Origin of the sequence: Rhodoglobus vestalii, from assembly GCF_006788895.1 — a bacterium.
Classification (GTDB): Bacteria; Actinomycetota; Actinomycetes; order Actinomycetales; family Microbacteriaceae; genus Rhodoglobus; species Rhodoglobus vestalii.
The window spans coordinates 1681008-1705691 of record NZ_VFRA01000001.1 but is presented as its reverse complement, the minus strand read 5'-3'; the positions used below and the strand labels follow the sequence as shown (position 1 = coordinate 1705691).

Below are 24684 nucleotides of genomic sequence, written 5' to 3'. Positions count from 1 at the left end.
GGCGCCGCATTAGCGGACCAGCGGCCACCAGATGAGCAGCATCGTTACGAAGAAACCGGTGACGAAATTGAGGGCCAGGAACTTTCGCCAGCCACGGTTTGCTGACTCCGCTGTGGCATCCGTTATGTTCCAGAACGGCGCACACACTGCCGCATACGGCAGCACCAGAATTGCGCCCAACGGGCCCGGCCACTCAGAGAACAACAGCAGCACCCCGCCAGCAAGGTACGCAACCACCGCAAACCGGGTAGTAGCGCGCGCACCAATGACAGTGCCAATCGACGAAATACCGACCGCGCGGTCAGCCAGCACATCCTGCACCGCCCCAAACGCATGAGAAGCGATCCCCCACAGGAAGAACGCCGCCAGCACCGCCCACAGTTGAGGCGTAAACACCGCTCCCGCCAAAACCAGCGCATAGATTGCAGCCGACACAAAGTGCGTGCTTGAGGTCAACGAGTCAAGGAAAGGGCGTTCTTTAAAGCGCAAACCCTTCACCGAATACGCCACCACCGCAAACATGCTGATGAACAACACGAGCCACGACAGCGGGTTACCCACCACCACGAGATACGCGATAAAAGGGAGCGTCGTAACAGCGGCGGCGATCAGCGTCGGCCGGTGCATCCGCGGGGCAAGCAACGCGCCCTCGACGCCACCCTTTCGCGGGTTTCGCAGATCAGACTCATAATCGAACACATCGTTGATGCCATACATCGCCAAGTTGTAGGGCACCAGAAAAAAGATCGTGCCCAGCACAAAGGTGAGATTGATCGCACCCGTCGTCAAAAAGTAGGCTGCCGCAAAGGGGAACGCCGTATTCACCCAACTGAGGGGTCGCGACGACAAAAACAGATCCCTAATCATGGGCGGTCGCCGGCTCTCGGCGTGAACCCAGCAGCGTCCACAAACACGGCAGCGCAACAACCGCCGCGAGCGTGTAGGCAAAATCTTCCAGCGGGGCCACCCCAATAAACGCACCACTAATAGCATCAGCACTGTAGCCCACCAGGCCCACCGAAATCATGATGTTGTCAAAGACCGCGGTCATGATCAACAAAATGCCCGTAGCGATGGCAATCGCCCGCCACTGCGGAGCACGACGAAACGCAATAGCCGCCACCGCCACCACAACCACCAGAGCAAGAAAGACCGCATTAAGCAACCAATACGTCACGCGGTCACCTCCGTGCTGCGCGTCAACGCCCCATACAAATTCATCGTGAGATAGCAGAGCAGCGTGAGAAAAAAGACCTCTTCGATGGGCACCTCAGGGGCGATGAGAAGCCCCGTCATGAACTCCGTCTCCCCCCGAAAGAAGATCCCAAGCCCCACCCCGAAGAAATCCCACACCAAAAAAAACAGCACCCCCGCCGCCAACACAATGCCCGCCCGGCGAGCATCCCGCCAAAAGAAAAGCTTAAATCGACGGTCAAGCACCACCATGCCGGTGAGCGAAATCAGCAATGCCACAAGGTAGAGAACGATCACGGCTAAGCCTGGGAAGCCGAAAGCGGTTCCGGAAGAGGGCCCGGAGAGGTGTCGCCGCGCAAGCGCTTCACCAGCACCTCAGCACTAATCAGACACATCGGCAGACCAATACCCGGAATCGTGGAACCGCCAACATAGTAGAGACCCTCCACCTTCTTGCTCACATTGCCGGCCCTAAAGAACGCACTCTGCCTAAGAGTGTGTGCCGGGCCGAGCGCGGTACCGCGCCACGCATTGAGATCGTCGGCAAAGTCACCGGGGCCCAGAGTGCGGCGCACCGTCACACGCTCCGCAAAATCGGGGATGCCCGTCCAGTCACCAATCTGAGCGATGACCTTATCGGCCAACATCTCAATCCGCGTATCGCCATCGCCATCAATATCGCCGCGACCGATCGACGGATCAGCGGGGATCGGAACCAACACGAACACGTTCTCAAACCCATCCGGAGCAACATTCGGGTCAACACCACTCGGCTTGCAGATATACAACGACGCCGGCTCGGGCACCGTCGGGTTCTCACCAAAGATCGCCGCAAACCCCTCCTGCCAATCCTTCATAAACAGCAGCGTGTGATGCTCCAGTTCGGGCAGCTCGCCCCTGACACCCAAATACAACAGCAGCGCGCTGGGGCCCGGAATCTTCTTATCCCAGTACGACGCCGGGTAGGTCTGCTCTTCGACAGCAAGCAACTGGGTTTCGGTGTGGTGCAGATCGGCGGCCGACACCACAAAGTCGGCATCCACCGAATGGGTCACACCGTCCGCATCGACATAGTCGACACCCTTCGCCACCGCATTAGAGGTGCGGATGCTCGTGACCTTCGCACTCGTACGAATCTCGACACCGGCACCCTCAGCAACATCAGCGATACTCTCAATCACCCGGGTGAAACCACCCATCGGGTACAGCACACCATCGGCCAAATCGAGGTGACTCATCAGGTGATACATGCTGGGCGTGAGGTACGGTGACGAGCCCAAGAACACGGCCGGGTACCCCAACACTTTGCGCAGACGATCATCTTTTACCGTGCGCGCCACAAGCCTCGACAGCGGCTCAATGAGCAGACGGATGAAGCGAGCCGCCTTGGTGAGCACCTCCTTCGTGGCACTCGTGCGGATGTCAGCAAACGACGTGTACAAGAAATACTTCTTGGCCAGTTCGTACGTTTCCTCCGCTGAGGTCAAATACTTCCGCAAGCGCACACGAGAGCCCGGCTCGATGCTCTCAAAAAGGGCCAGGTTTTCTTCAAGGTCAGTCGAGATATCGAGCGGCGCCTTCTCACCCTCAAAATAGACCCGGTAACCAGGATCGAGGGTTACGAGCGAGAGCTGCTCTTCGGCAGAAGTGCCCATCAACTTATAGAAGTGGTCAAAGACCTCCGGCATGAGATACCACGATGGCCCGGTGTCGAACCGAAAACCATCGTGCTCCCACGAGCCAGCACGACCGCCCACCGCAGGCAAACCCTCAAGGAGGGTTACCTTGTGACCTTCCTTGGCGAGCAATGCCGCACTCGCCAGCCCTGCAATGCCTCCACCAATAACAACTACATCACTCATACGCGAGGACTCACCCCAATCGCGGCAGCCGCAGCCAACCGTAGTTTCACACCATCAGGAACGCGCACACGCGTGCGCACCAACTCGCCGGCCGGAGTAGCCCGGATGCGCTTCGAGAGCTGAGCGAAAAGAGAATGCGCGAGCGCAACCGCCCTTCTACTGCTCGAGGGAAGTTCAGACCCAATCGCGGCATCCCGCAAATCGGCATCAAGGTCATCGAGAAGGCGCACTTTATCTTCTTCAGTGAAGGTCGCCACATCGATTCCCGGGAAGTAGCTTCTGCCGAGCGTTTCGAAATCATCGGCAAGGTCCCGCAAAAAGTTCACCTTCTGGAAAGCAGCACCAAGCGCGCGCGCACCACGCTCAAACTTGGCCCGCTTGTCAGCGCTCACATCGTGGCCGTGCAAAAACGCACACAGGCACATGAGGCCAACAACCTCCGCCGAACCATAAACGTAGCGCTCAAAGCTTTCCCGGTCGTGCGCCTTCTCGCTCAGATCCATGCGCATCGACTCAAAGAATGGGGCCGTGAGCTCGGCACCAAACGACACCTCGCGCGCCGTCAACGCAAAAGCGTGCACGATGAGATTAGAGCTAAACCCCTGGGCCATGGCCTGCTCAGTCTCGTGCTCGAAATCATCAAGCTGCCGGGCGGTCGCCGCCACATCAAGACCTGCCTCCGCGGCACCGCCGTCGACAATCTCATCGGCAACCCGCACCAGGGCGTAAATGTTCTCAACATGCTGACGAACATCCACCCCCAATAGGCGAGAAGCAGCAGAAAACGATGTGGAATAACTGCGGATGACAATGCTTGCGGCGTCTTCAGCAACACGATCGTAAAGCTTGAGTCGCGTACTCACGCGCACCCGCTTGCGGGCTGCCAGCGCACATTGGTTAGGCTGGGGTCACGGCGGCACAGCGCGTGCAGCATTTCGAATCTATCCACCTAGGCAGACTATCGCGAACATGACTGAATTCCCTGAACAGGTAGTGCTTCTCTCCGACACCGGCGAGCACATTGGTGTCGCCGACAAAGCCCTCGTGCACACCACCGACACCGCCCTGCACCTCGCGTTCTCCTGCCACGTCTACAACGCTGACGGGCACGTGCTCGTTACCCGCCGCGCGCTCGGTAAAATCACCTGGCCCGGAGTGTGGACAAACTCCTTCTGCGGGCACCCCGTCCCCGGCGAGAACCTCGCCGACGCCATCACCCGCCGCGCCCAACACGAACTCGGAATCACCATCAGTGACGTCTCCGTTGTGCTGCCCGATTTTCGCTACCGCGCCATCGACTCCTCGGGCATAGTCGAAAACGAGATCTGCCCCGTCTACCGTGCCGTAACCGCGGATACCCCAGCCCCCAACCCCGACGAGGTCGCCGAATTTGAGTGGGTTGACCCGCACTCGCTGCACACAGCCGTGGCCGCGACACCCTTCGCCTTTAGCCCCTGGCTCGGCTGGCAACTGCAGCAGCTCGACGCCCAGTAGCCACACAAATCCGCCATTACATGCTCACTTGAGGATTCCGGTGACCGCTTGGATGTGCCCGCCACGGCGACTGGTCTGCATCACATTCTCTGCCCGCGCCGTGAGCCACTTCCACGGGTGTGCCTCAATATCGGCACCGCCCATCCTGCAGGCTAAGCGTGCCAGCGGGGTGAAACTTTTTGCGGCTCCGACCGGGCGCTGCATATCGACGATGCCGACTCGTCCGCCCGGTTTCAGCAGGGTTGTGGCCCGCTCCAACACTGCGGGATGACTGCCCATAACACTCAGTGCGTAGGCGGAGAACACTGCATCGATCGGTGTCGGTATGCCGTCAACGGCCAGATCGGCCGCAGAAATGTGGGTGGCATCCGCCTGCAGCACCCGCACGTTCGACCAGCCATTGCGCACCGCACGCTTGGCGGCGACCTGCAGCATCTGCGGGCTCGCATCGACACCGATGACCTGGCCTGTTGGCCCGACCGCGGCGACCAGTAATTCAAAGCTCAGCCCGGTGCCGCAGCCGAGATCCACGACGGTGTCTCCGGCTTGCAAACCCATCAACTCAATACCGGCGACCCGGCCCGCACGGTACACAATGCACTCCCCCGAGAGGGCATCATAAAACTGTGTACCGAAGCGGTACTTCTTCCAGGCCATCACAGCGCGCCTTTAGCGGTATTCGGGGTTAGCTTCGAACCCGAAGTGGTCGCCGTCGTTCCACCCTGCGCGACTGTTTCCGTAGGCAGGGATGCCGCCGGCGTTCTTCAGGATGGATGTCAGGTGCATCAGGTTCCACGACATGAACGTGGTGTTGCGGTTCGTGAAATCGTTCTCGGGGCCACCGGAACCGTCATCGAGGTAGCTGGGGCCGGGGCCAATCTCGCCTAACCATCCGGCGTCATGCATGAGCTTGATGCTCGCATCCCTGAGACCCTGGGTGTGACTCACCTCGGGGCTCTTCTTGAGCGTGCAGTTGATGAAGACAGCCGTGAGCCCGTCATAGTTGGGGCGTCGGCCAGAGCAGAATTTTTTGCAGTTTCGGTAGCCATCACCCGATGCTACGCTGACGCCTTCCCCGAGAGTTGTGATCCAGCGTACGGTTCGCTGAACTCGATGCTGGTAGAAAGTACGTGGGCGTCTGCCCAGCCCAGCAGGAAAGAGACAGCCTCTGGGTTGTGCCGGAGTAAGCGGATGCAGCGCCCGCTGCAATAGAGAGTGTCTCCGCGCGTCGATCGCCTGACACTCGGCACTCAGAAGAGCTATGGCAGCGTGACAATATGGTCTATGTGGATGATGATGCCCGTTACGAACCGATGCCCTACCGCGACGAGATGATCAGCTCGAGCAAGGCTGGCTACGACATGTGGCCAGGACCCTACGGCGTTATGGGGTCGCGCAAATATTTGCTCGCGAGGCTGTGCGCATCATGCGCGACCGCGGTACGCCGCTGGTGATCCACCAGCCCTCCTATTCGATGTTCAACGGTTGGGCCAAAGACGGGTTGCTCGACACCGTCGACGAGCTCGGTTTGGGCGTCATCGCCTTCTCGCCGCTCGCTCAGGGGCTGCTCACCGACCGCTACCTCGGCGAGATCCCCGCCGACTCGCGGACAGTCACTCGCGCAGTTCGCTAACCGCCGAGCGCCCCGGCATCATTCGCGCGCACGTCGGTGCGGTGAAAGTTCTGAAAACTGCGACTAGCCGTAGGGCCACGCTGCCCCTGATAGCGCGAACCATACTTGCCCGACCCGTACGGCGATTCAACGGGCGACGTCGTGCGGATAAAGCACAACTGCCCAATCTTCATCCCCGGCCACAGCTTGATCGGCAGCGTCGCCACATTGCTGAGCTCCAGAGTGACGTGACCCGAGAAGCCCGGATCAACAAAACCGGCGGTGGAATGCGTGAGAAGACCCAGTCGCCCGAGCGAGCTTTTGCCCTCAAGCCGAGCAGCAACATCATCGGGCAAAGTGACGAGCTCAAAAGTGGAACCGAGCACAAACTCACCGGGATGAAGAATGAACGGCTGGTCGGCATCCACTTCCATCAGATGGGTGAGGTCGGGCTGATCGGCTGCCGGATCAATAAAGGGGTACTTGTGGTTATCGAACAGGCGAAAGAAGCGATCGAGACGAACATCAACACTCGATGGTTGAACCATGTCGTGATCGAGCGGGTCGAGGCCGATGCGGCCAGAGTCGAGCTCGGCACGGATATCGCGATCACTGAGAAGCATGGCCTAAGACTAGCGAATCAATGTGACCCACGATGAGGGCATGTCGGCGACAACTCGCTTGGTCTCGCTCGGTGCTGTGCATCGGTTTCAGCCCGTGGACGGATACTTTCTGCGCCGCGAGCTCATGACGTGGCACATCGACGAGTGGGCCAACATTCAGCCCGGCTCCGTCTACAGCGCGCTCCGTTCACTCAAGAGCGGTGGCTTTCTTGCCGAGAACGGCACCGAAACTGCTGATAACCGTCCAGAACGCACCACCTACCGGATGACCGGCGACCTACCGGATGACGGGCGACGGTGAAGTCGAGTTACGACGAATGCTGCGCGACACCCTTTGGAATGTCGAAGTTTTCGACACCAAACCCGTCGTGGTGCTCACTTCCTTTATGTACGTCCTGCGGTGCGAAGAAGTGCTGGCGAAGAACGCTAGTAGCTGCGAGTGGGGTTTGCTGTGCGGATTTCGTCCAGAGCTCGGTCGGCTACTTCGGTGGTGAGGCTGGGGCTGGTGCCGTCGACGTAGATCCACAGGTCTCCGACGAGGTAGTGGGTGCGGGCGATAGTGCCTGTGTCGCCTTCGGTTGTGAACTCGAAGGTTGTGACTCCGCCGCTGGTGACGCTGAGGTAGCCGGCTGAGAGGAGTGCTGCTGTGAGGTTGGCGGCATCCGTGTTGTTGATGTCGGCGACGGTGAGCGTGAAGGCTCCGCCAGAGTTGGGCACACCCCAAATGCAGTTTTTGCTGATTGTGCTGTTGGCGGCAACAGTGTCGAGCTCTGGCAGATCGTAGTACTCGGCGGCGGCAGTGTCTCGGTCGTCGAGGAATTCGGTCGACGGCGAGAATAGGTCTTTGGCTGTAGTGAGCGGCAGCAGGTTTTCACAGCCCGGCACAATCAGCGGCTCGGTGGTCGGCAGTGGGGTCGGGTCACCCGCAGTACTCGTGGGGGTGGGGCTTGGGGTTGTGGTGGAACTGTCGGTGTCTGACGAAACGCACCCGGCGAGGGCAAGCATCAGCAGTGCAGCGGATGCCACGGCAGCGGTCACTCGTGCGCGCCGCCGCGCCCCCATCCCTATGCGCATTGCGCCGCTACCGTTCATGCCAGAAGCGTAACCCCGTCCCTTGCCGCGGGGAAGACTACTGAGGAGATTGTGGACAACGTCAGGTGCTCGTTGCTCTAGTAGGTACGGGTTGGGTTGGTGGTGATGGTGTCGATGTCGGCGCACCACCGTCGGGGCTGGGCGACGTGCATCCGACTAGCGTCACAGAAACCAGAACAGCGGATGCTGCAGCAAGGAATACCGCAATGCTCAGCCAGACCGGCGCGCGAGCATGGCGAGAGCATCCACATCTTGGATGATGATTCGCGCGCGACCCTGCCGGATGATGCCGCGGCTCGCCAAATCTGACATCGCCTTGCTTGTTGACTCGCGCGTCGCACCCAAAAGTCCCGCCAGCTGGTCATGGCTGAGTCGGATTGTCGGATTCGCGAAACGGGGTGTGCGTGCCGCCTCTGCCAGACGCAGTAGCGTGCTGCACACCCGCGACTGCAGTGGTCGCAGTGCAAGGTCGGTGAGCCGCTCCTCAAGCCGCACAACTTGCTCGCCAAGATGGCGCGAAATGCGGATAGCGATGCGGGGATCAGACAGCAGATACCGTTCAACATCTGCGGTATTCATCAGGCACAAATCGACGTTGTCGATAGCTTCCGCATAGTTGTCGTACATGCGCTGCCCCACCATCATCATCTCCCCGAACACCGCCCCCGGCTCAAGAATGGCCATCGTCAGAGCTTTGCCATCCTCGGTGACCCGAAAAATGCGGATACGACCCTTCTTGAGGATGAAGAGGGCCGTGACCGGTTGGCTCTGGCTGAACACCATCTCGCCCACAGAATAGGAGCGCGACGGAGCCATGCGATCCATGGCAAGAATTTCTTCCGGCGAGAGATCAGCGAAAAGGTCAACCTCGCTCAAGCAGCTAAACGAACCATTATCTGTCGCCATCAGCGGTTCTGGATCCCTTCGCTGCGGCGCCCATGGGCGATCACCGGCCAATGGGGCAGACATAATTTGTGCGCTGCACGAATCCATCATGACACGCTCATTGGAGTGTTGCCGTCACTGCCTGGATGTGGCCACCGCGGTAGACCGCCCGCTCTCGCTAGCGGTATTCGGGGTTGGCATCGAGACCGAATCCCTCACCCGCGTTCCAATCGCTGCGAGAGTTGCCGTAAGCGGGGATGCCGCCAGCGTTCCCCAGAATCGACGCCATATGCATCAGATTCCAGGACATGAAAGTAATGTGCTGCAGGCTATACAAGACCGACATCGCCGAGTGCTTCACAGCATCCTCATTGCCGGTGAAAATTGCGCCGCCAACCTTGCCGTAATAAACGTACTGGCCATTCTCGTTAAACTCGTCGCCCATCGCATACAGACGCTCAATGAGCATCCGCGTCATAGAAGAGTTGTCGCCCAACCAGATCGGTCCACCGATCACCACAATGTTGGCAGCCTCAATCAGCGGCCACACCTCATCGAGCCTCGTATCCATCAGCCCCTGCGTGTGGCTTATCTCGGGGCTCTTCTTCGGCGTGCAGTTGATGTAGACAGCTTTCAGACCATCATAGGAAGCAGCATCGAAGGCGGCACTGTTCACAGCGGTGTCGGTAGGCATGCCCAGATGCTACGCGCCAAGCACCGCTAACAACTGTGATCTACCGCACGGTTCGCGGAGCCAAGCGCTGATAGACAGTGCTCAGGCGAATGCCACGCCCGAAAGGAAACGGTATGACCACAGAGTGGGACCTCATCGTCATCGGATCCGGCAGTGCCGGACTTGTCGCCAGCCGAACCGCCGCACGCTTCGGCGCCCGCGTGCTGCTGGTCGAACGACACCGCCTTGGTGGGGACTGCCTCATTAGAATACTACTCATAACGTTGGTTTTCTGCTCACGAGTTGCCCGGCCCGCAGACCACGCCTGCGGCACCTCGCGCGATTGTGCCCTACGTTACAGACGAGGAGACTCGGCCGCACCTAGACTTTGCGAACCGCACACGCCATGACGGGAGTCAGCCCATGAAGAAGCGAACGACCGCAATCGTGATCACCGCTGCCGCCGCGGTCGTCGCCGTTATTGTCGCCGTCATCGCGCTGAGTGCGATCACTGCACCCACGCCCGCCACCTCTCCATCCGCATCCGGCCCCGCATTAGGTTCGGTTGATGTTCCCGGCTTTCTGGAGCAAGGGTTCCCCCGCACCGATTGGTCGCAGGCCGACCCCGCAATCAGCACGGCCCTCAGCGGCGGACCACCAAAAGACGGCATCCCTGCGATCGACGAACCCCAGTTCGAACCAGTAGCCCGCTTCGCACATCCCGATGAAGTGCAAGCAATCCTGGTTCAGGGAGAAACCGAAACCAAGGCATACCCGTACAACATTCTGATCTGGCATGAGGTCGTCAACGACACCATTGACGGTTTACCCATTTCGGTGACTTTCTGCCCGCTGTGTGGCAGCGCCGCCGTATTCGACAGCGTGCTACCCGGCGGGGCAACCACCACGTTCGGGGTCAGCGGTGGACTGCTGGAAAGCAACATGATCATGTTCGATCGCACCACCGAAACCCTGTGGCAGCAGAGCACGGGAAAGGCGCTTGCTGGGGAGCATTACCCGCACCAACTGACGCTCCACAGCTTCCAGCTTCTCACCGTTGGAGAGATCAAAAAGCGGTATCCGGAAGCCCTGATCCTGAGCGAGCAGACCGGACACTCACGCAGCTACGACAACAACCCGTATGCCGGATACGGGGAGAGCGAAGGCTTCTACTTCACGCCCAGTCGAGTAGACGACCGGTATCCGTCGAAAATGATCTTCGTCGCGTTCAGCTTCGGCAAAACCCACGTGGCTGCCCCGTGGCTGCAACTGGAAGATGGCCGCAGCTATGAGACGATGGTCGACGGCCAGGAGATCACCCTAGAAAAAGCCGACGGCGAACTGCAAATAACCGGCCCCGACGCCGCCGAGATCCCCTTCTACTTTGAAATGTGGTTCAGCTGGGCTGTGCAGAATGACGACGGCCAAGTCTTCGACCCCCAAACCCAGTGATACCCGGCGATCGCAGCTCAGGGAACGATCCAACAGCCAGCGAAATGCATTTCGGAGCATCCGGTCCAACACCCCCCGGTAGGCGAACACGGTCGCAGTGAAAGGAACAACCACACCACCACGTTCCCCGGCCGCGAGCTCCACAACGGGAAAATCCGGGAACCGTGGATGCCGAAGTGCTGTGGACGCCGGTGCCCGCGGCCTGGAGTGGCGCGGTTTAGGTCACAGCAACTTTGGCGTGTCCGACCAAGTGGACCCTGATTTAGCGCACCACTGGAATCCCGTCACCCTCGTGGTGACCGTAAGAGTCAGACGAGAACCGAGCGTGTGCGAGTCGAGTGTCTAGCATCTAGCCCAACGAGAATCATATGCGGCACGGTGAGGCCGGCCAGGCCAATGAAGACAATCTGCAAGAGCCGAGCGTCGAGGGATGCCCCCCGGCTCACCGCGAACAGCACACCCACCGCGGCAAGGATCGGCACGACCGTGTAGAGCACTGTGATCCCGACCGTGAGCCTGCCGCGACTCTCGGCAGCGAAACCTTCGCGGAGGTGCCGCACGCTGTGCAGGGCGCAGAAGTAGATGGCGAAGAAAACCAGGGGCGGGGCAACGAGAGCCAACACCGCTGCGAGCGTCAACTCGACACTCTCCCAGGGCCGACCGCGGCGGGCCGCGAGCACCGCTCCGATCAGCATGCCGACAAGGGCCAGTGGAGCGATCCAGAACTGCGCTGCCGCGATGGCAAATCCCGCCCCGGGGGCAAGCGTCTCGTAGAGGCCAGCCACCTCATCCCGGTGGCTAAGAGAAGGCAGAGAAAGCAGCGCAACCCCCGCAAAAACCCGCAACCACACCGCGCGGTCGGCGTTCCAGTCAGCCCCAAAATGCACCGCAGACACGGCCAAGAACAACACCAGGCTCGGGCCGGGGGCAAGCATCCAGAGCACAACCACCGCGGCAACCGCCACGAGGTAGCCAAGGTTGAAGATAGCGAAACTTACCGACCCACGCCACAGCCCAATACGCCTGGCGATGAGGGGATCGAGTGCCCCGTGCGGCAGACCGAACACAGCAACCAGCACGGCGAGCACCACCGCCTGCGCGGCGAGCGGCGGAGCGCCACCCCCCACCGCGAAGGCCACGATCGCGATGACGGCGATCGTGCTGAACAGGTAGGTCTCGACCGGAGCAGTCGAGCGGCCGACCGCACCACGCCACTGTGTCGACGTGCTCACAATTCCCTCACCGTTCACTCAGCCCCACGAAACAGCTCCGGCCGGGGCCGAAGCTCCCGCAGGAACGGGATAAACGGCAGGCTCGCAATGATGCTCACGTAGTCGCTGGTTGTGGCCTCGTCACTGAGGAAGCGCACAAATCGCTGCGGAGCGACGCGCTGGGCCATCGACAGGAAGTAGTCGGCTGTCTTCTCCGGATGTGCACACACCGCCTGCAAGAAGATGCGGTCCATTTCCCGTCGGGCCCAGGGCTCCGCAGGATGCCCGACGGGCGCTTGACCCGCGAGCAGTGCCTGCGCGCAGGACTCCGCCCACCGCTGAATTCTGAGAAACGCGTATCCGGATGTTGCACGCAGTGCGCCGCCCGCAACACCGGCGTGAACGACACCAGGCAACGACGGCGTCGTGCCGGGTGGGCGACCCATCGGGAGCACACCGCGTTCGGTGCGCACGACGGGAACGTTGCCGAGCGAGAGCCGCTCAAGTGTCTCATCGAGCCCGGCGCGAAGCTCTGACTCTGGCAGCGGCTGCGCACTGAACCGGGTCCACTCCACAAGGGCGCGGGTGGAGCTGATGGGCAGCAGGTAGGTGAAAGCGAGGCCAGCGGCATCCGCTCGCATCGAGGTCATCAGGCCAGCCTCATCACGCGCGAAAGGCAGGGGGGTTGCACTCTCCAGTTCTACCCCCACGAAGCACTGGTACAGCATGGCCGGGCGTCGCACCGGCCGCGTGTCGACGACCCAGCGTGCGGTCACGGTACCCGAGTGCGTGGTGAGGCGAACCCCACCGGGCACGGCTTCGAGTCCATCCACAGGCGTTGCCATATGCACGGTGACCTGCGGCGAGGCCGCGATGCGGGCCATGGCGTCGGTGTAGAAGTCCGAGCCGCGAATGTACTGGTAGCTCATCCCCGGCACGGAGCGGGTCGCGCTGCGGCCGTCGACGCCGGAAAATGTCCACGATCGCCACGTGGTCGAAACGAGCCGTGCGAGTGGGTGATCGTCTGGCCGCCAGAAGCACCAGCTGCGGTCATCGACGTAGTCCGCGCGCGCCTCGATCGCCATGACCCTCAACGACGTGCCCGCATCGGCGAGCCGGGCCGCGAGGGAGAGGCCAGCACATCCTGCACCGAGGATGACGAGATCAACTTCGACATCGTGGGACATGACCTCAACTCTAACCCCGCAAGATGCGCCGGTCGGGTTGTGCAGTCAGGTTGTGCAATCAGGTTGTGAAATCAGGTTGTGAAATACAGCGCTGATTCAGCTAACGTCCCTCAACCACCACAGGCTGCAGGGTCGCACTCTTCGGTGCGCGGTTATCGCCCGAGGAACGCCCGGTAAGTCGGCGGCCGATCCACGGTAGTACGTATTCGCGCCAGTATGCGGCGGTGCGAGGGCGGGCGTCATCCGCTGGCCCCTCACCGGCCACAAAATCGGGCACCGGAATGTGAAGCGCCGACAGCACATTGCTGGCAACACGAGCGTGGCCCCGAGCATTGAGGTGCAGCTTGTCGACCGACCAGTACTGCAGCTTCGCGAGTTCCTGATCCGCCCAGTTGTTCACAAAGGTCACATTGTTTTTGGGCAGACGCGACTGCACGGACTGCGCCAAACGTTCACCACGGGTGGCCATCACCGACCCGAACGGCAAGTGCTTGCTGGGGTCGCCACCGCTGAGTAACAACACGTGGATGCCGCTGGCCGTCGCCGTATCCACCGCGGCAAGCAATTGGTCGGTGATCGATTCCAACGAAACTTTGGGGCGCATGATGTCGTTACCACCACCATTGATGCTCATCAGCTCAGGGCGCAGCGCAACCGCCGCCTCAAGCTGACCTCCGGCAATCGGGCCGAGCAGGCGGCCGCGAATGGCAAGATTTGCGTAGCCGACAGGTGCGGGCGATGCCAGTGCGAGCCCCAACGCAACCTGGTCGGCCCACCCGCGCAGGCGCCCATCCGGAAGTTCATCACCAACGCCCTCGGTGAAACTGTCACCAATAGCGACATAGCTGGCGAACTGATGTGTCATGCAGTTTCTGCTTTCCGAACGAAGAATGGCGGTCTGGCCAGCGTACGACAGCCACACCCCACTAAAATGATCGTGTGATGAGTGCCCTCGATATTGGCTTGGTTGTGTTGGGTCTACTCGTGCTGGTTGCGGGTGGTGAACTGTTGGTGCGGGGTGCATCGACCCTAGCAACCCGCTGGGGCCTCAGCCCACTGGTAATCGGCTTAACCGTGGTGGCGGTGGGAACCTCGGCCCCCGAACTCGCCGTCAGCATCGACGCCGTTTTGCGCAACGAAGCCGACCTGGCGGTGGGAAATGTCGTCGGATCAAACATCGCCAACGTCTTACTCATTCTGGGTATCGCCGCGCTCATTCTCCCCCTGGCTGTAAAGAAGCAGCTGGTGCGAATCGATGTGCCGGTCATGATCGGGGCGTCGCTAGCATTACTGATCGTGGCGGCGGATGGAATCATCTCCATCATCGACGGGCTGCTTTTGCTTGCCCTGGTCATCGCGCACACCGTCGTGACTCTTGTTCTGGGGCGGCGAGAAACAGCCGCCGACAACAAGAGGGCCGCGCAAGAACGCGCTGACGCAGGAACGGAGGCGCCAACGGCAGTTCGCCGCCCACCCATCCTCATCTCTGTGCTGCTTGTGCTCGGCGGAATTGGCCTACTGGTCGTTGGAGCAAACCTGCTGGTCACCGGGGCCGTCAACATCGCGACCTCGCTCGGTGTCGGAAGTTTGGTGATTGGGCTCACCGTTGTTGCGATCGGCACATCGCTGCCAGAGCTGGTGACATCAATCATTGCCGCCGTGCGCGGGCAGCGCGATATTGCGGTCGGCAACATTGTGGGCAGTTGCATCGCCAATATCGGTTTCGTGTTGGGCTTTCCGGCGCTCATCTCCGGGGGAGGAATTCTGGTGGCGGCCGAGGCCGTCGCCCTCGACATCCCCCTGATGCTCGCCGCAGCGGTCGTTATTGCGCCGCTCGCATTCACCGGTTATTCGGTGCAACGGTGGGAGGGGGCCGTGCTCGTGGCGCTCTACCTGGCGTACATGCTTTACGTGATTTTGGATGCCACCGGCCACCAAGCACAGAGTGGATTCACCGGAACAATGGTCGTCTTCGTACTCCCCCTCCTGGTGCTCACCGTTGCAACAACGGTGGTTTACGACGTGCGGCGCCGATCCACGAGCCGAAAAGGTGGCCAGATTCCTCCGGTGAAACTACCGTAGAGGCGTGACCACTTTCAGTACAGAAATCGTGTCCGCCGTACTCGCCCACATGAACAGCGACCACAACGACGACAACCTGCTCATCGTGCGTGCATTCGCAGAATCAGCCGCAATCTCTGCCGCCATGGTCAGCCTCGACCACACCGAAGCAACCTGGCAGTATTCGGATGCCCATGGGGTCGAGCACCACGTAACGGTGCCCTGGAGCGCCCCCATCAGCGAGCGCGTCGAGATTCGCCACGAAATCGTGCGACTCTATGATCGTGCCTGCGAAAAACTGGGCTTGGAGGCTCGACAACACAGCTAGCTCGCGCTGCGCTGTGTGTCGAACAGAGGAGATAACGCCGTGACCGCATCACCCAACCGTCTGTGGGGCACCATTGTGGGCGCGGCCTACATTCTTGTCGGGATGCTCGGCTTTACCGTCACCGGTGATGTCGACTTCTTCGCGACCGAAGGTGGCCTGTTTCTGGGCCTATTCGAGGTGAACGTATTTCAGAATGTCGCCCACATCCTGATCGGCTCAGCCCTGCTACTTGCCGCATTTTCGAACCCCCGCGCCGCGCGCACCGTCAACACCACGGTCGGCGTCGGCTTCCTACTGCTTGGCTTCGCCGGTTTGCTGCTCGTGGGCTCACCGTTCAACTTTTTGGCGCTCAATGCGGCCGACAACGTTGTGCATTTGGGCAGCGCCGTCATCCTGTTGGCGGTGGGATTGGGCGCCGACAAACTCAGCGCGGCCTAGCTCCGCACTGAGCGCAGTGTCACGAGAGCGATCGTGATTGCCACGGCCATCAGCCCGACGGCAACCCACGATGTTGTGACGATTCCCGAGTCAAAAGCGTCACGCGCCGACTCCAAAAGTTCTGCCCCGAGGCCCTGCGGCAGAGTGGAGGCCACCTCCACGGCCCCGCCGAGTGTTTCTCGCGCTGCCGTTGCGTCCGCCGTCGTGAGAGCCTCCGGAATGTCAATCGACGACCGATACGAGGCGGTGAGGATGCTGCCGAGCACTGCTGTTCCGAGCACCGCCCCCAGTTCGTAGGCGGTCTCTGAGACACCGGATGCCGCCCCCGCTTTGTCTGCCGGAACGGTGGAAATGATGAGGTCGTTCGACAGAGTTTCGGCCGAACCGATGCCGGCACCGAGAACACAGAACGCCACAATGAAGCTCAGCACCGTCGCGTCTCCCCCGGCCAACGCAATCGACCCGTAGGCCAGCAGCGAGAGCAGCAATCCGCCAGCCATGAGGAAACCGGGCCGAACGAACCTGACGAGGGGCACCACTCCGAGACCGGCCAGAATGATCACGATAATGCCGGGGGTGAGCGCGAGTGCCGCATTGAACGGGCTCAGCCCCACCACCAGCTGCAGGTGCTGGGTGAGGAAGAACAGCAGCCCCAGAAGCGAGAAGACGCTGACCAGGTTGACGAGCACCGCACCGCTGAATGACGGCACCCGGAATAGTTTCATGTCGAGCATAGGGTTGGCCTGCGCGAGAAGTCGACGCACGAAAAATACTCCGGAGAGCACCGTAACGACAAGTAACCCCACGGGCAGGACGCCGATACCCTCCGTGGCGAGGACCTTAATGGCGTACACCGCGGGCCCCAGGGTGAAGATCGACAGCACAATGCTGCCAACATCGAAGGGGCCGGGCGACGGATCTTTCGATTCTTGGATCAGTAGCGGCGCAAAAACGAGCAGTGGCAGCAGGAACGGCACCGCGACGAGAAACACGGACCCCCACCAGAAGTACTCGAGTAGCACTCCCCCGACGAGCGGCCCAATGGCGGAACCGGCCGAGAAGCCGGCCGCCCAAATAGCGATTGCGAGTCGACGCTGCCGGCGGTCGAGGAACAGCGAGCGCAGCAACGACAGTGTCGACGGCATCAGCATGGCGCCGAAGATTCCAAGGAAGATTCGCGCCACGATGAGCCAGGCTGCGTCGGGCGCGAAGGCTGCGAGCACGGAAACAACTCCGAAGCCGGATCCTCCGATCAGCAGCATGCGGCGCCGCCCGACCCGATCGCCGAGGTTGCCCATCCCCACCAGCAGGGCAGCCAACACCAGCGGGTAGACATCCACAATCCACAGTTGTGCGATCGCGCTCGGCCGCAGATCTCTGGCAATGCTCGGCAGGGCAAAACTCAACACCGTGTTGTCAATCGAGACAAGCAGTGTCGGCAGCATCAGCACCACAAGAGCCAACCATTGCTTCGTTGTCGCCACGACGCGGGGCTGTTCGGTCGCAGTCACTCACTCACGCTACAGCCTGAGGATGTAGTTTCGTTGAGCTAGACGGCAGCCTCCCGCTAGAGTGAGGGTTACCTAACCCCGACTCGCTAGGAGACCTCAGTGACTGCTATCCCTTTCTCGCAGGTCCTTCGCGAGCGCACTTGGGCCAGTCACGGCGACAGCGAGGGTGCCGATTTCATGAAAGATCTCATGACGGGCAAGGGTAGCCGTGAGGATTACATCGCGTTGGTGGCACAGCACTACTTCATCTACGAAGCCATCGAAGGCGCGGCCGATCATTTTGCGAACGACCCGGTCGCGGCCCCCTTCATCATGTCGCAGCTCACCCGCCTGCCCGCCATTGAAACCGATCTCGAGTTTTTGATCGGCGCCGACTGGCGCAGCGAGATTGACCCCCTGCCGACCGCTGCCGCCTACGCGGCCCGGGTACGCGAAATTGCCGCCGATAACTGGGCGGGCGGATTCATTGCCCACCACTACACCCGCTACCTCGGCGATCTTTCGGGCGGTCAGGTCATCCGCACTCTCATGCAACGTCAGTTCGGCTTTGACACCAATGGGGTGGGCTTTTACCTGTTCGACCAGATCGCAAAACCCAAAGAGTTCAAGAACACCTACCGCGAACAGCTCGACGCTGTGCAGTGGGATGACGCCCAACGTGATCGTGTCATCGACGAAGTTCTGGCCGCCTACCGTTTCAACACCGAGCTGTTCGTCGACCTTTCCCGCGCCAAAGCGGTCGCCTAGCCCGCCTCAACGCGCCCGGCCTAGGCCTCGATTGCCGGAATGGGCTGCGTGCGCGACATGAACCGAACAACGTTGTCGTCAACAATGATGTCGCTCGGGCGAAGCGGACGGCTCAGGTAAAGGCCCTCAAGGCTGCTTATTCTACTGAGCGCAACATAGGTCTGGCCCGGCGCAAACGAGCGTGAACCGAGGTCGACAATCGCACGATCGTAGGTTTTGCCCTGCGATTTGTGAATGGTTACAGCCCACGCCAATCGCAGCGGAAACTGGGTGAACTCGGCCACGACGTCTTTGCGCAGCGCCTTCGTGCGGGCTGAGTACGAATACTTGAACTTCTCCCACACGGCCGGCCTCACCTCATAGTCGCGACCATCGACCTCCACCCACACTGTGGAGGCAATCTTGGTCACCGTGCCCACACTTCCGTTGACCCAGCGCTGGGTTCCGCCCTCGTTGGTGTCGTTGCGCAAAAACATCACCTGTGCGCCAACCTTCACATCGAGTTCATCGTCGGCGGGGTACGCGCGCCCCCCAAACTCGCCAGAGATTTCGGCTTTTGCCGTACGCACCTTGCCGGGCAGTCGCGCAAGTTTGGTGGCGTTGATGCGGGTCACCGCACTGTTGGTTGTCGCCAGCGTTATCGTCCCATCGGTTGGTGCCGGGCGTGCCCCCACCTCGTTGAGTCTGGCCGCGATTTCTGCCGTCACTCCATTGTGCCGAACAGCATTGAGCATGTACTTGAATTCGCCCTCATGCTGGCGGTGGATGCTCGTCAGCTCATAAATTGTCAAATCGGTCTGCTCCCAGACGAGGGCGTCGAAGAACCACAGTGACCGGTAGCGGTCCTCAAAGTAGGCGCGCTCATCCGGATCTCCCGGCACTGGGGCAAGCTGGTACGGGTCGCCGAAGAGCACCACCTGAACCCCACCGAAGGCTTCGTTCTTGCGTTGCCGTGCCTGCCGAAGGCTGCGATCGATCGCATCAAGCAGATCGGCGTTGACCATTGACACCTCATCAATCACCAGCGTTTCGATGGTGTTGAGCAGTTTGCGCAGTTGAGGATTCTGTTCAAGTTCGTGGTCGGCAATGACACCGATGGGAAGCCGAAACAGTGAATGGATTGTCTGGCCGCCGACGTTCAGGGCGGCAACTCCGGTCGGTGCGCAGATCACGATCTGCTTCGAGGTGTTGTTAGAGAGATGGTTGAGCAGTGTCGACTTTCCCGTGCCCGCACGCCCCGTCACAAAAAGATTGTCGCGTGTTGTCTCGATCGCAGCGAAGACTGCTGCTTGCTCGGGCGACAGCGTAATTGTGGGCACTCATTTACCCTAATGCGGCCAGCGACAGCGCTCGTTCTTGTCTGCGCCTGTGGTGCAGAACAGATCTCTCACCTCAGCCGTTTAGGATGTGAGAATGCGTCGCGAGCTTATTCTCTGGTCTGTCATGCTCGGGCTCATTGTTGTCGCTTTCGTGACCGTCGTGGTCGTACTCAATTCCACTCTTTACAGCTCCAGCGGCTTTGTGCGCAGCTACCTGGGCGCTCTTGCCCGTAACGATATGCCGGCAGCGCTGGAGATTGCCGACATTCGCTTGCCGGGCGCGAACGGTGCGGTCTCTGACGATGGTTCCAGTGCGGGGCCCATCGACACCACCGGCGCCGGTTCACTGCTGCTGTCAGGTTCCCGCGAGCTACTGCAACCCTCGGCCCTGAGTTCGGTTGACGACATCACGGTTCTCAGGCAGCAGAGCAATCCCGATGGCACCGAGAGTGTGACCGTCAGTTTTGACCTCGACGGTCGCCCCGCCCAATCCACCTTTACGGTCACGCGCTCAGGTTCCACTTTTGGGGTCTTCGCTGACTGGGACTTCGTCACCCCACCGCTGACCATCGTTCGACTGACCGTGAGCAACGCGCGAGAGTTCACCGCCAATGGCACCGAACTTGTGGCCCCCGCGCAAGACGTGCCCGCCCCCTATGTTGTGCTCACTCCCAGCAACATTGACGTCACCCACACATCAACCTTCCTCAAAGCGGAGCCCATTCTGGTGTCGGCGCTAGAGCCCGGCACAACAGTGCGCGCTCGCCTCACTGTTGTGGCCAATGAAAACATGGTCGCGCAGGTTCAGCGCGAAGTGAACGCCTACCTTGATGACTGCGCCACCCAGGTTGTGTTGTTTCCGACCGGATGCCCCTTCGGCCAGCCCATCGAAAACCGCATCGTTGCGAGCCCAGACTGGAGCATCGTCGAGTATCCCCCGGTGTCGCTCACCCCCGGTTCCGAGCCAGCAAGTTGGGTGATGCCGCCCACGGATGCCGCGGCCCGACTCCTCGTTGATGTCCGTTCGATTTCTGATGGCTCAATTTTCACCTTCGACGAAAACATCGGCTTTCGCACAAGCTACGTCGTGACGTTCCTCGCCGACGACCAGCTGTCGATCACCGCCCAGTAGGCTCCTCGGCCGCACCCTTCAGGCCTCTCACCCGGCGGTCCGCACCGGACAGCAGGCGCTGCTTAGCGGCGCTGCGCCAGCATCTCGTTGTAGGCATCCAATTCGGCGTCGCCGTCTCGTTCCGCCCTGCGGTCATACCGCACCGTGTCGCGACCATCGCTGCGTCTCCACATGATCACGACGGCGATCGCAAGCGAGATCGTGGGGATCTCACCGACACTCCACGCGATTCCGCCACCAATACGCTGATCTTGAAGTGCGCTCACTCCCGTATCCCAGCCCATCGCACCATACCAATCAGCAAGCAGCAGCCCAGATCCGGTCATCAGGCTGAGACCAAAGAAGGCATGGAATGCCATTGTTGCCAACAGGGTGAGCAACCGAATGGGGTAGGCGGGGCGGTGCGGGGACGGGTCAACGCCGATCAGTGACTGCACAAACAGGTAGCCGGTCGCCAAGAAGTGGATGGTCATCCACTCGTGACCGACATGGTCTGTTGTTGCCCAGCGGAACAGCGGGGTGTAGTAGAAGATCCACAGCGAGAACACGAAAATGCCCGCCGCAACGACAGGGTGCCCGATGGTTGCCAGATAGCGCGAGTGCACAATCAGTAAAAGCCATTCGCGGGCACCGCGACTGCCGTCGGTTCTTTTGGCGACGGCCCGCATCACCAAGGTGATGGGGGCACCGGGCACCAGCAACACCGGAATCATCATTCCGAGGGTCATGTGACCGAGCATGTGGATGGAGAACAGATAACCCCCATACACATTCACACCGCCATTGGTGATGTAGAACAGCAGCACCATCCCTGACACCCAAAACACGGTGCGGTGGATGGGCCAGCGATCGCCGCGCTTGTGCAGACGCCATACTCCGGCGAGGTAGAAGAAGATGGCAAAGGCAGTGAGCAGCACCCAGATGAGGTCGAAGCTCCACAGCGTGAAGAGGTTGCTGACCGACACCGGCGGTGGCAGTGGTGACCCCGTGAGGTAGGCGGCCGAGGAGGAATCGGGAATATCGGCCGCCACGATCTCCGGAACCGGAGTCGGCGTCACTGCTAGGGCGGTGGCGGCGCCAGACGCGAGCCCCATGAACGCGAGTTCGGCAGAAACGATCCACCAGAACCATCCGCGGCTCTTGGGTCTGCTCGATTCGAGACGACCGATCGCGTAGTTGCGGTACACGGCACCGAACAGCCCCAGCATGATCAGTGCAAAAACTTTAACGACCACGAGGATGCCGTACGGCGTGAGCAGGTTGGCAAGATTCTCGACGCGAATTTCTGCACTCACATAGCCGGAGACCGACACGACAATGAAGCTGATGAGGGCCACGGTGGAGTACCGGCGCAGCACCACGGTCAACCGTTTTTTGGTGAGGGTGGGTTGCGCGATCGCAATCGCGAGCAGCCCCCCAAGCCAGAGAGCCGCAAAGAGCAGGTGCAAGAAAATGGCGCTGGTGGCCGCATCGTGGTCTTCCGTACCCCCACTGTGGCCTTGGAGTGCCATGGGCACTAGGCCTGCCACCGCCAACACCAGCACGAATGCGAGTCCGGTGGGGTTGCGCACCGCAAAGCACAGAACCGTCACGACCGCCGCTATGAGCACGGTGGCAAGCCACGCTTGGCCCAGTTCGGTAACGGTTAGAAAGCTTGCAAGAACGTCACCGAAGGCGTTTGTGAGGTCGATGGGCTGATTGCGCACCGACAGGAAGGTGAAGAATCCGGTGAATGCCGATGCCACCGCCCACACCGCGGCCCCCGCCGCCGCAACATCGAGGGTGAGGGAATACTCGTCGTGCTTGGGCGACATGGCAAAGATCGCCAACAGCAGGGCGCCAATTGTGGCGGCGAGCCCAACATTGACAACAAGCTTCGAAATGGGGAGACCCCAGCGAACGACAGCGCCGGGATCGAGCAGGATGGGCGCGACTGCTCCGCCACCGTACTGGAGACCCGCGATGACAGCGACAGAGGCGACAACCAGCAGAATGGCTGGTCCGGCTATGCGGCTGATTCGAAGCACTCATCAAGGGTAACCGTCGCTACACCGGAGAATACCCAGAGCCAGAGAGAATACCCAGAGCCAGAGAGAATACCCAGAGCCAGAGAGAATACCCAGAGCCAGAGGGGGCCTTCGACAAACAAAATAGGGCGACATCCCGAAAGATACCGCCCTATTTAGGAAACCTCGTATCGAGGCGTGTGGTGCTTAGCCCTTGGCTGCTGCCTTAAGCTTGCTGCCTGCACTGAGCTTGACGCCGTGGCTGGCCTTGATCTCGATTGCTTCACCCGTCTGCGGGTTGCGGCCGGCACGAGCCTCGCGGAAGGTGCGCTCTGCAGCCATCCAACCTGGGATCGAAACCTTGGTTCCTTCGCCGACTGACTTCGACAGCACGGAAAAGAAAGCGTCTACGACGCCGGATACGGCAGCCTGGCTCTGGCCAGACTCTGCGGCAACCGCCGCGACGAATTCAGTACGGTTTAGCGACTTGTCAGCCATAGGGGGTCCTCCTCGGGACGTTGTGCAGTTAGTTGGTTCGGAACGTGAGAAAACGTGGGAACCGCTAGGAATCTACCAGCTTGACTTGGTAATTCCCGGCAACTCGCCCCGGTGAGCCATTTCACGGAAGCGAACACGGGAAACACCAAACTGGGTGAGGTAGCCACGGGGACGCCCATCGATGGCATCGCGACCGCGTACGCGGATCGGCGAAGCATCGCGCGGAAGCTTCTGCAGACCCAGGCGAGCAGCATCACGCGACTCGTCAGTTCCGGCAGGATCGACGAGAGCCTTCTTCAGCTCGAGACGACGTGCGGCGTAACGCGCAACAATAACTTTGCGCTGTTCGTTCTTTGCAATCTTGCTCTTCTTAGCCATATTTAGCGCTCCTCGCGGAATTCAACGTGCTTGCGAACCACCGGGTCGTACTTCTTCAGTACGAGGCGGTCGGGGTTGTTGCGACGGTTTTTGCGCGTCACATAGGTGTAGCCCGTTCCTGCGGTCGAACGGAGCTTGATGATTGGGCGTACGTCCTGTGCCTTAGCCATTAGATCTTCTCCCCACGGGCAAGGATGTCCTTGACAACGGATTCGATTCCACGAACGTCAATAACTTTGATGCCCTTGGCTGACAGCTGAAGGGTGACGTTGCGGCGAAGCGACGGCACGTAGTACGTCTTCTTCTGGATGTTTGGGTCGAACCGACGCTTCGTGCGTCGGTGCGAGTGCGAAATGCTGTGTCCGAAGCCGGGAATGGCGCCGGTCACCTGGCAGGTTGCTGCCATGGTCATACTCCTGTTCTAGTTACCGTAGGAACAAAGCCCTACCCAAGATCACTTGTCGGCACACACGCCCCGTTTTTCGAAAAGCGTGAACTCTTCGAAAAGCGTGAACTCTTCGAAAAGTGCGGATTGTGCGTGCGAGAGTGGAAGAAACCACTCGATCAACGATATATGTTACGTGCTCAAGCACGCTGGGCACAAGCCGAAGACATCGACGATGTGGTTCGGCTGGGTGAAGCCATGCTCAGCCGCCACGTTTTTGGCCCACTGTTCCACCGCATCCGCCTTAATTTCGACGGTCCTGCCGCACTCTCGACAGATCAGATGGTGGTGGTGCGAATCTGGCGTGCACGCACGGAACAGGCTTTCGCCATCCTGCTGCAGTGAGTCGGCGTCACCGGCCCCCGCCAGATCGGCCAAAGCCCGATAGACGGTTGCGAGCCCGATGGAACTCCCCGCATCCCGCAGCGCACCGTGCAGCGATTGGGCGCTCACAAAACTCTCTGACTTGGTCAGGGCGTCCCGCACCGCTTCTCGCTGCCACGTGTTGCGCTTCATGACAGCAATTCTAGCTGTGC

30 protein-coding genes and 2 pseudogenes are annotated in these 24684 nt (G+C 60.6%); 10 read left to right on the top strand and 22 right to left on the bottom strand.

Annotated features, from left to right (window positions below; all coding sequences use genetic code 11):
- Window positions 1-9 precede the first annotated feature (9 nt).
- Genes FB472_RS08285 through FB472_RS08265 form a run of 5 tightly spaced genes read right to left on the bottom strand, consistent with a single transcriptional unit; the run spans window position 10 to window position 3919 of the window.
- Complete coding sequence (locus tag FB472_RS08285; RefSeq protein ID WP_141990499.1) at window positions 10-867, bottom strand: prenyltransferase; 858 nt, start codon at window positions 865-867, stop codon at window positions 10-12.
- Window positions 860-1177, bottom strand: a complete 318-nt coding sequence (locus tag FB472_RS08280; protein WP_141990498.1) for a lycopene cyclase domain-containing protein — start codon at window positions 1175-1177, stop codon at window positions 860-862. The genes FB472_RS08285 and FB472_RS08280 overlap by 8 nt, the downstream gene beginning before the upstream one ends.
- Entirely contained in the window at window positions 1174-1491 is a 318-nt protein-coding gene (locus tag FB472_RS08275) for a lycopene cyclase domain-containing protein (RefSeq protein WP_141990497.1), read from the bottom strand. The genes FB472_RS08280 and FB472_RS08275 overlap by 4 nt, the downstream gene beginning before the upstream one ends.
- 2 nt (window positions 1492-1493) lie before the next feature.
- Window positions 1494-3056: a phytoene desaturase family protein gene (crtI, locus tag FB472_RS08270; RefSeq protein WP_141990496.1), complete on the bottom strand. Its 1563-nt coding sequence runs from the start codon at window positions 3054-3056 to the stop codon at window positions 1494-1496.
- Window positions 3053-3919 (bottom strand): phytoene/squalene synthase family protein, encoded by an 867-nt coding sequence (locus FB472_RS08265; RefSeq protein ID WP_141990495.1) that lies wholly within the window; start codon window positions 3917-3919, stop codon window positions 3053-3055. Before FB472_RS08265 ends, crtI begins: the two co-directional genes overlap by 4 nt.
- A 106-nt stretch (window positions 3920-4025) precedes the next feature.
- Between FB472_RS08265 and idi the strand changes: the two genes are divergently transcribed.
- Window positions 4026-4550, top strand: coding sequence for an isopentenyl-diphosphate Delta-isomerase (gene idi, locus FB472_RS08260; RefSeq protein WP_141990494.1), 525 nt, complete (start codon window positions 4026-4028; stop codon window positions 4548-4550).
- Window positions 4551-4574: 24 nt separating this feature from the next.
- Here the strand turns inward: idi and FB472_RS08255 are convergent, their stop codons facing one another.
- Both FB472_RS08255 and FB472_RS14405 read right to left on the bottom strand, forming a co-directional pair.
- A complete protein-coding gene (locus FB472_RS08255; protein WP_141990493.1) occupies window positions 4575-5207 on the bottom strand; it encodes a class I SAM-dependent methyltransferase in 633 nt (210 codons plus the stop codon).
- Window positions 5208-5219: 12 nt separating this feature from the next.
- Window positions 5220-5450, bottom strand: a pseudogene (locus FB472_RS14405) (flavodoxin family protein); the annotation flags it as partial.
- Between the two features lie 377 nt (window positions 5451-5827).
- On the opposite strand from FB472_RS14405, the pseudogene FB472_RS08245 reads away from it, so the two are divergent.
- A pseudogene (locus tag FB472_RS08245) lies at window positions 5828-6159 on the top strand (aldo/keto reductase); the annotation flags it as partial.
- A gap of 20 nt (window positions 6160-6179) precedes the next feature.
- Here the strand turns inward: FB472_RS08245 and dcd are convergent.
- The gene (gene dcd, locus FB472_RS08240; RefSeq protein WP_141990492.1) at window positions 6180-6785 is read right to left on the bottom strand and encodes a dCTP deaminase; all 606 of its coding nucleotides are present in this window, start codon (window positions 6783-6785) and stop codon (window positions 6180-6182) included.
- 40 nt (window positions 6786-6825) lie between these two features.
- On the opposite strand from dcd, the gene FB472_RS14400 reads away from it, so the two are divergent.
- On the top strand, window positions 6826-7086 hold the full coding sequence (locus tag FB472_RS14400; RefSeq protein ID WP_246078142.1) for a PadR family transcriptional regulator: 261 nt from the start codon (window positions 6826-6828) through the stop codon (window positions 7084-7086).
- A gap of 125 nt (window positions 7087-7211) precedes the next feature.
- Here FB472_RS14400 and FB472_RS08230 read toward each other — a convergent pair whose 3' ends face one another.
- The 3 genes from FB472_RS08230 to FB472_RS08220 all read right to left on the bottom strand — a co-directional run bounded on the left by FB472_RS08230 (window position 7212) and on the right by FB472_RS08220 (window position 9456).
- Complete coding sequence (locus FB472_RS08230; RefSeq protein ID WP_141990491.1) at window positions 7212-7877, bottom strand: hypothetical protein; 666 nt, start codon at window positions 7875-7877, stop codon at window positions 7212-7214.
- Window positions 7878-8087: 210 nt separating this feature from the next.
- Complete coding sequence (locus FB472_RS08225) at window positions 8088-8783, bottom strand: Crp/Fnr family transcriptional regulator (RefSeq protein ID WP_141990490.1); 696 nt, start codon at window positions 8781-8783, stop codon at window positions 8088-8090.
- Window positions 8784-8940: 157 nt separating this feature from the next.
- Window positions 8941-9456, bottom strand: coding sequence for a flavodoxin family protein (locus FB472_RS08220; protein ID WP_141990489.1), 516 nt, complete (start codon window positions 9454-9456; stop codon window positions 8941-8943).
- 89 nt (window positions 9457-9545) lie between these two features.
- Here FB472_RS08220 and FB472_RS14395 point away from each other — a divergent pair, with 89 nt between their 5' ends.
- Together FB472_RS14395 and FB472_RS08210 are read left to right on the top strand one after the other, a co-directional pair.
- Window positions 9546-9845, top strand: a complete 300-nt coding sequence (locus FB472_RS14395; RefSeq protein ID WP_342775550.1) for an FAD-dependent oxidoreductase — start codon at window positions 9546-9548, stop codon at window positions 9843-9845.
- A 13-nt stretch (window positions 9846-9858) separates the two neighbouring features.
- Entirely contained in the window at window positions 9859-10887 is a 1029-nt protein-coding gene (locus FB472_RS08210) for a DUF3179 domain-containing protein (RefSeq protein WP_141990488.1), read from the top strand.
- A 308-nt stretch (window positions 10888-11195) separates the two neighbouring features.
- Here FB472_RS08210 and FB472_RS08205 read toward each other — a convergent pair whose 3' ends face one another.
- The 3 genes from FB472_RS08205 to FB472_RS08195 all read right to left on the bottom strand — a co-directional run bounded on the left by FB472_RS08205 (window position 11196) and on the right by FB472_RS08195 (window position 14150).
- Window positions 11196-12119, bottom strand: a complete 924-nt coding sequence (locus FB472_RS08205) for a Brp/Blh family beta-carotene 15,15'-dioxygenase (protein WP_170192064.1) — start codon at window positions 12117-12119, stop codon at window positions 11196-11198.
- 14 nt (window positions 12120-12133) lie between these two features.
- Window positions 12134-13285, bottom strand: coding sequence for a lycopene cyclase family protein (locus tag FB472_RS08200; protein WP_141990486.1), 1152 nt, complete (start codon window positions 13283-13285; stop codon window positions 12134-12136).
- Between the two features lie 100 nt (window positions 13286-13385).
- Entirely contained in the window at window positions 13386-14150 is a 765-nt protein-coding gene (locus FB472_RS08195; RefSeq protein WP_141990485.1) for an SGNH/GDSL hydrolase family protein, read from the bottom strand.
- A gap of 77 nt (window positions 14151-14227) precedes the next feature.
- Between FB472_RS08195 and FB472_RS08190 the strand changes: the two genes are divergently transcribed.
- From FB472_RS08190 to FB472_RS08180, 3 genes are read left to right on the top strand one after another with little or no spacing between them, the layout of a single operon-like run.
- Complete coding sequence (locus tag FB472_RS08190; RefSeq protein ID WP_141991518.1) at window positions 14228-15367, top strand: calcium/sodium antiporter; 1140 nt, start codon at window positions 14228-14230, stop codon at window positions 15365-15367.
- Between the two features lie 4 nt (window positions 15368-15371).
- Window positions 15372-15674 (top strand): DUF2470 domain-containing protein, encoded by a 303-nt coding sequence (locus FB472_RS08185; RefSeq protein WP_141990484.1) that lies wholly within the window; start codon window positions 15372-15374, stop codon window positions 15672-15674.
- A 39-nt stretch (window positions 15675-15713) separates the two neighbouring features.
- Window positions 15714-16112, top strand: coding sequence for a DUF4383 domain-containing protein (locus FB472_RS08180; RefSeq protein ID WP_141990483.1), 399 nt, complete (start codon window positions 15714-15716; stop codon window positions 16110-16112).
- Here FB472_RS08180 and FB472_RS08175 read toward each other — a convergent pair.
- Entirely contained in the window at window positions 16109-17623 is a 1515-nt protein-coding gene (locus FB472_RS08175; protein ID WP_246078140.1) for an MFS transporter, read from the bottom strand. The genes FB472_RS08180 and FB472_RS08175 overlap by 4 nt on opposite strands.
- Before the next feature lie 99 nt (window positions 17624-17722).
- On the opposite strand from FB472_RS08175, the gene FB472_RS08170 reads away from it, so the two are divergent.
- On the top strand, window positions 17723-18370 hold the full coding sequence (locus FB472_RS08170) for a biliverdin-producing heme oxygenase (protein ID WP_141990482.1): 648 nt from the start codon (window positions 17723-17725) through the stop codon (window positions 18368-18370).
- 20 nt (window positions 18371-18390) lie between these two features.
- Here the strand turns inward: FB472_RS08170 and FB472_RS08165 are convergent, their stop codons facing one another.
- Complete coding sequence (locus FB472_RS08165; protein ID WP_141990481.1) at window positions 18391-19689, bottom strand: ATP-dependent DNA helicase; 1299 nt, start codon at window positions 19687-19689, stop codon at window positions 18391-18393.
- 94 nt (window positions 19690-19783) lie between these two features.
- Here FB472_RS08165 and FB472_RS08160 point away from each other — a divergent pair, with 94 nt between their 5' ends.
- Complete coding sequence (locus FB472_RS08160; RefSeq protein ID WP_141990480.1) at window positions 19784-20821, top strand: hypothetical protein; 1038 nt, start codon at window positions 19784-19786, stop codon at window positions 20819-20821.
- Window positions 20822-20883: 62 nt separating this feature from the next.
- On the opposite strand, the gene FB472_RS08155 is transcribed toward FB472_RS08160, so the two are convergent.
- The 6 genes from FB472_RS08155 to FB472_RS08130 form a co-directional block, all read right to left on the bottom strand.
- The gene (locus FB472_RS08155) at window positions 20884-22848 is read right to left on the bottom strand and encodes a bifunctional copper resistance protein CopD/cytochrome c oxidase assembly protein (RefSeq protein WP_215730418.1); all 1965 of its coding nucleotides are present in this window, start codon (window positions 22846-22848) and stop codon (window positions 20884-20886) included.
- A 186-nt stretch (window positions 22849-23034) separates the two neighbouring features.
- Window positions 23035-23325: an HU family DNA-binding protein gene (locus tag FB472_RS08150; RefSeq protein ID WP_021810749.1), complete on the bottom strand. Its 291-nt coding sequence runs from the start codon at window positions 23323-23325 to the stop codon at window positions 23035-23037.
- A gap of 72 nt (window positions 23326-23397) precedes the next feature.
- Window positions 23398-23703 (bottom strand): 30S ribosomal protein S14, encoded by a 306-nt coding sequence (gene rpsN / locus FB472_RS08145; RefSeq protein ID WP_021810748.1) that lies wholly within the window; start codon window positions 23701-23703, stop codon window positions 23398-23400.
- Between the two features lie 2 nt (window positions 23704-23705).
- Window positions 23706-23873, bottom strand: a complete 168-nt coding sequence (gene rpmG / locus FB472_RS08140; RefSeq protein WP_009773536.1) for a 50S ribosomal protein L33 — start codon at window positions 23871-23873, stop codon at window positions 23706-23708.
- Window positions 23873-24109, bottom strand: coding sequence for a 50S ribosomal protein L28 (rpmB, locus tag FB472_RS08135; RefSeq protein WP_021810747.1), 237 nt, complete (start codon window positions 24107-24109; stop codon window positions 23873-23875). The genes rpmG and rpmB overlap by 1 nt, the downstream gene beginning before the upstream one ends.
- A gap of 171 nt (window positions 24110-24280) precedes the next feature.
- Window positions 24281-24664: a Fur family transcriptional regulator gene (locus FB472_RS08130; protein ID WP_141990479.1), complete on the bottom strand. Its 384-nt coding sequence runs from the start codon at window positions 24662-24664 to the stop codon at window positions 24281-24283.
- Window positions 24665-24684 lie beyond the last annotated feature (20 nt).

Coding starts and splice junctions, on each gene's coding strand:
- FB472_RS08285 (WP_141990499.1), bottom strand. CDS start 867: ATGATTAGGGATCTGTTTTTGTCGTCGCGACCCCTCAGTTGGGTGAAT.
- crtI (WP_141990496.1), bottom strand. CDS start 3,056: ATGAGTGATGTAGTTGTTATTGGTGGAGGCATTGCAGGGCTGGCGAGT.
- idi (WP_141990494.1), top strand. CDS start 4,026: ATGACTGAATTCCCTGAACAGGTAGTGCTTCTCTCCGACACCGGCGAG.
- FB472_RS08255 (WP_141990493.1), bottom strand. CDS start 5,207: ATGGCCTGGAAGAAGTACCGCTTCGGTACACAGTTTTATGATGCCCTC.
- dcd (WP_141990492.1), bottom strand. CDS start 6,785: ATGCTTCTCAGTGATCGCGATATCCGTGCCGAGCTCGACTCTGGCCGC.
- FB472_RS14400 (WP_246078142.1), top strand. CDS start 6,826: ATGTCGGCGACAACTCGCTTGGTCTCGCTCGGTGCTGTGCATCGGTTT.
- FB472_RS08230 (WP_141990491.1), bottom strand. CDS start 7,877: ATGAACGGTAGCGGCGCAATGCGCATAGGGATGGGGGCGCGGCGGCGC.
- FB472_RS08225 (WP_141990490.1), bottom strand. CDS start 8,783: ATGGCGACAGATAATGGTTCGTTTAGCTGCTTGAGCGAGGTTGACCTT.
- FB472_RS08220 (WP_141990489.1), bottom strand. CDS start 9,456: ATGCCTACCGACACCGCTGTGAACAGTGCCGCCTTCGATGCTGCTTCC.
- FB472_RS14395 (WP_342775550.1), top strand. CDS start 9,546: ATGCCACGCCCGAAAGGAAACGGTATGACCACAGAGTGGGACCTCATC.
- FB472_RS08210 (WP_141990488.1), top strand. CDS start 9,859: ATGAAGAAGCGAACGACCGCAATCGTGATCACCGCTGCCGCCGCGGTC.
- FB472_RS08200 (WP_141990486.1), bottom strand. CDS start 13,285: ATGTCCCACGATGTCGAAGTTGATCTCGTCATCCTCGGTGCAGGATGT.
- FB472_RS08195 (WP_141990485.1), bottom strand. CDS start 14,150: ATGACACATCAGTTCGCCAGCTATGTCGCTATTGGTGACAGTTTCACC.
- FB472_RS08190 (WP_141991518.1), top strand. CDS start 14,228: ATGAGTGCCCTCGATATTGGCTTGGTTGTGTTGGGTCTACTCGTGCTG.
- FB472_RS08160 (WP_141990480.1), top strand. CDS start 19,784: ATGCGTCGCGAGCTTATTCTCTGGTCTGTCATGCTCGGGCTCATTGTT.
- FB472_RS08150 (WP_021810749.1), bottom strand. CDS start 23,325: ATGGCTGACAAGTCGCTAAACCGTACTGAATTCGTCGCGGCGGTTGCC.
- rpsN (WP_021810748.1), bottom strand. CDS start 23,703: ATGGCTAAGAAGAGCAAGATTGCAAAGAACGAACAGCGCAAAGTTATT.
- rpmG (WP_009773536.1), bottom strand. CDS start 23,873: ATGGCTAAGGCACAGGACGTACGCCCAATCATCAAGCTCCGTTCGACC.
- rpmB (WP_021810747.1), bottom strand. CDS start 24,109: ATGGCAGCAACCTGCCAGGTGACCGGCGCCATTCCCGGCTTCGGACAC.
- FB472_RS08130 (WP_141990479.1), bottom strand. CDS start 24,664: ATGAAGCGCAACACGTGGCAGCGAGAAGCGGTGCGGGACGCCCTGACC.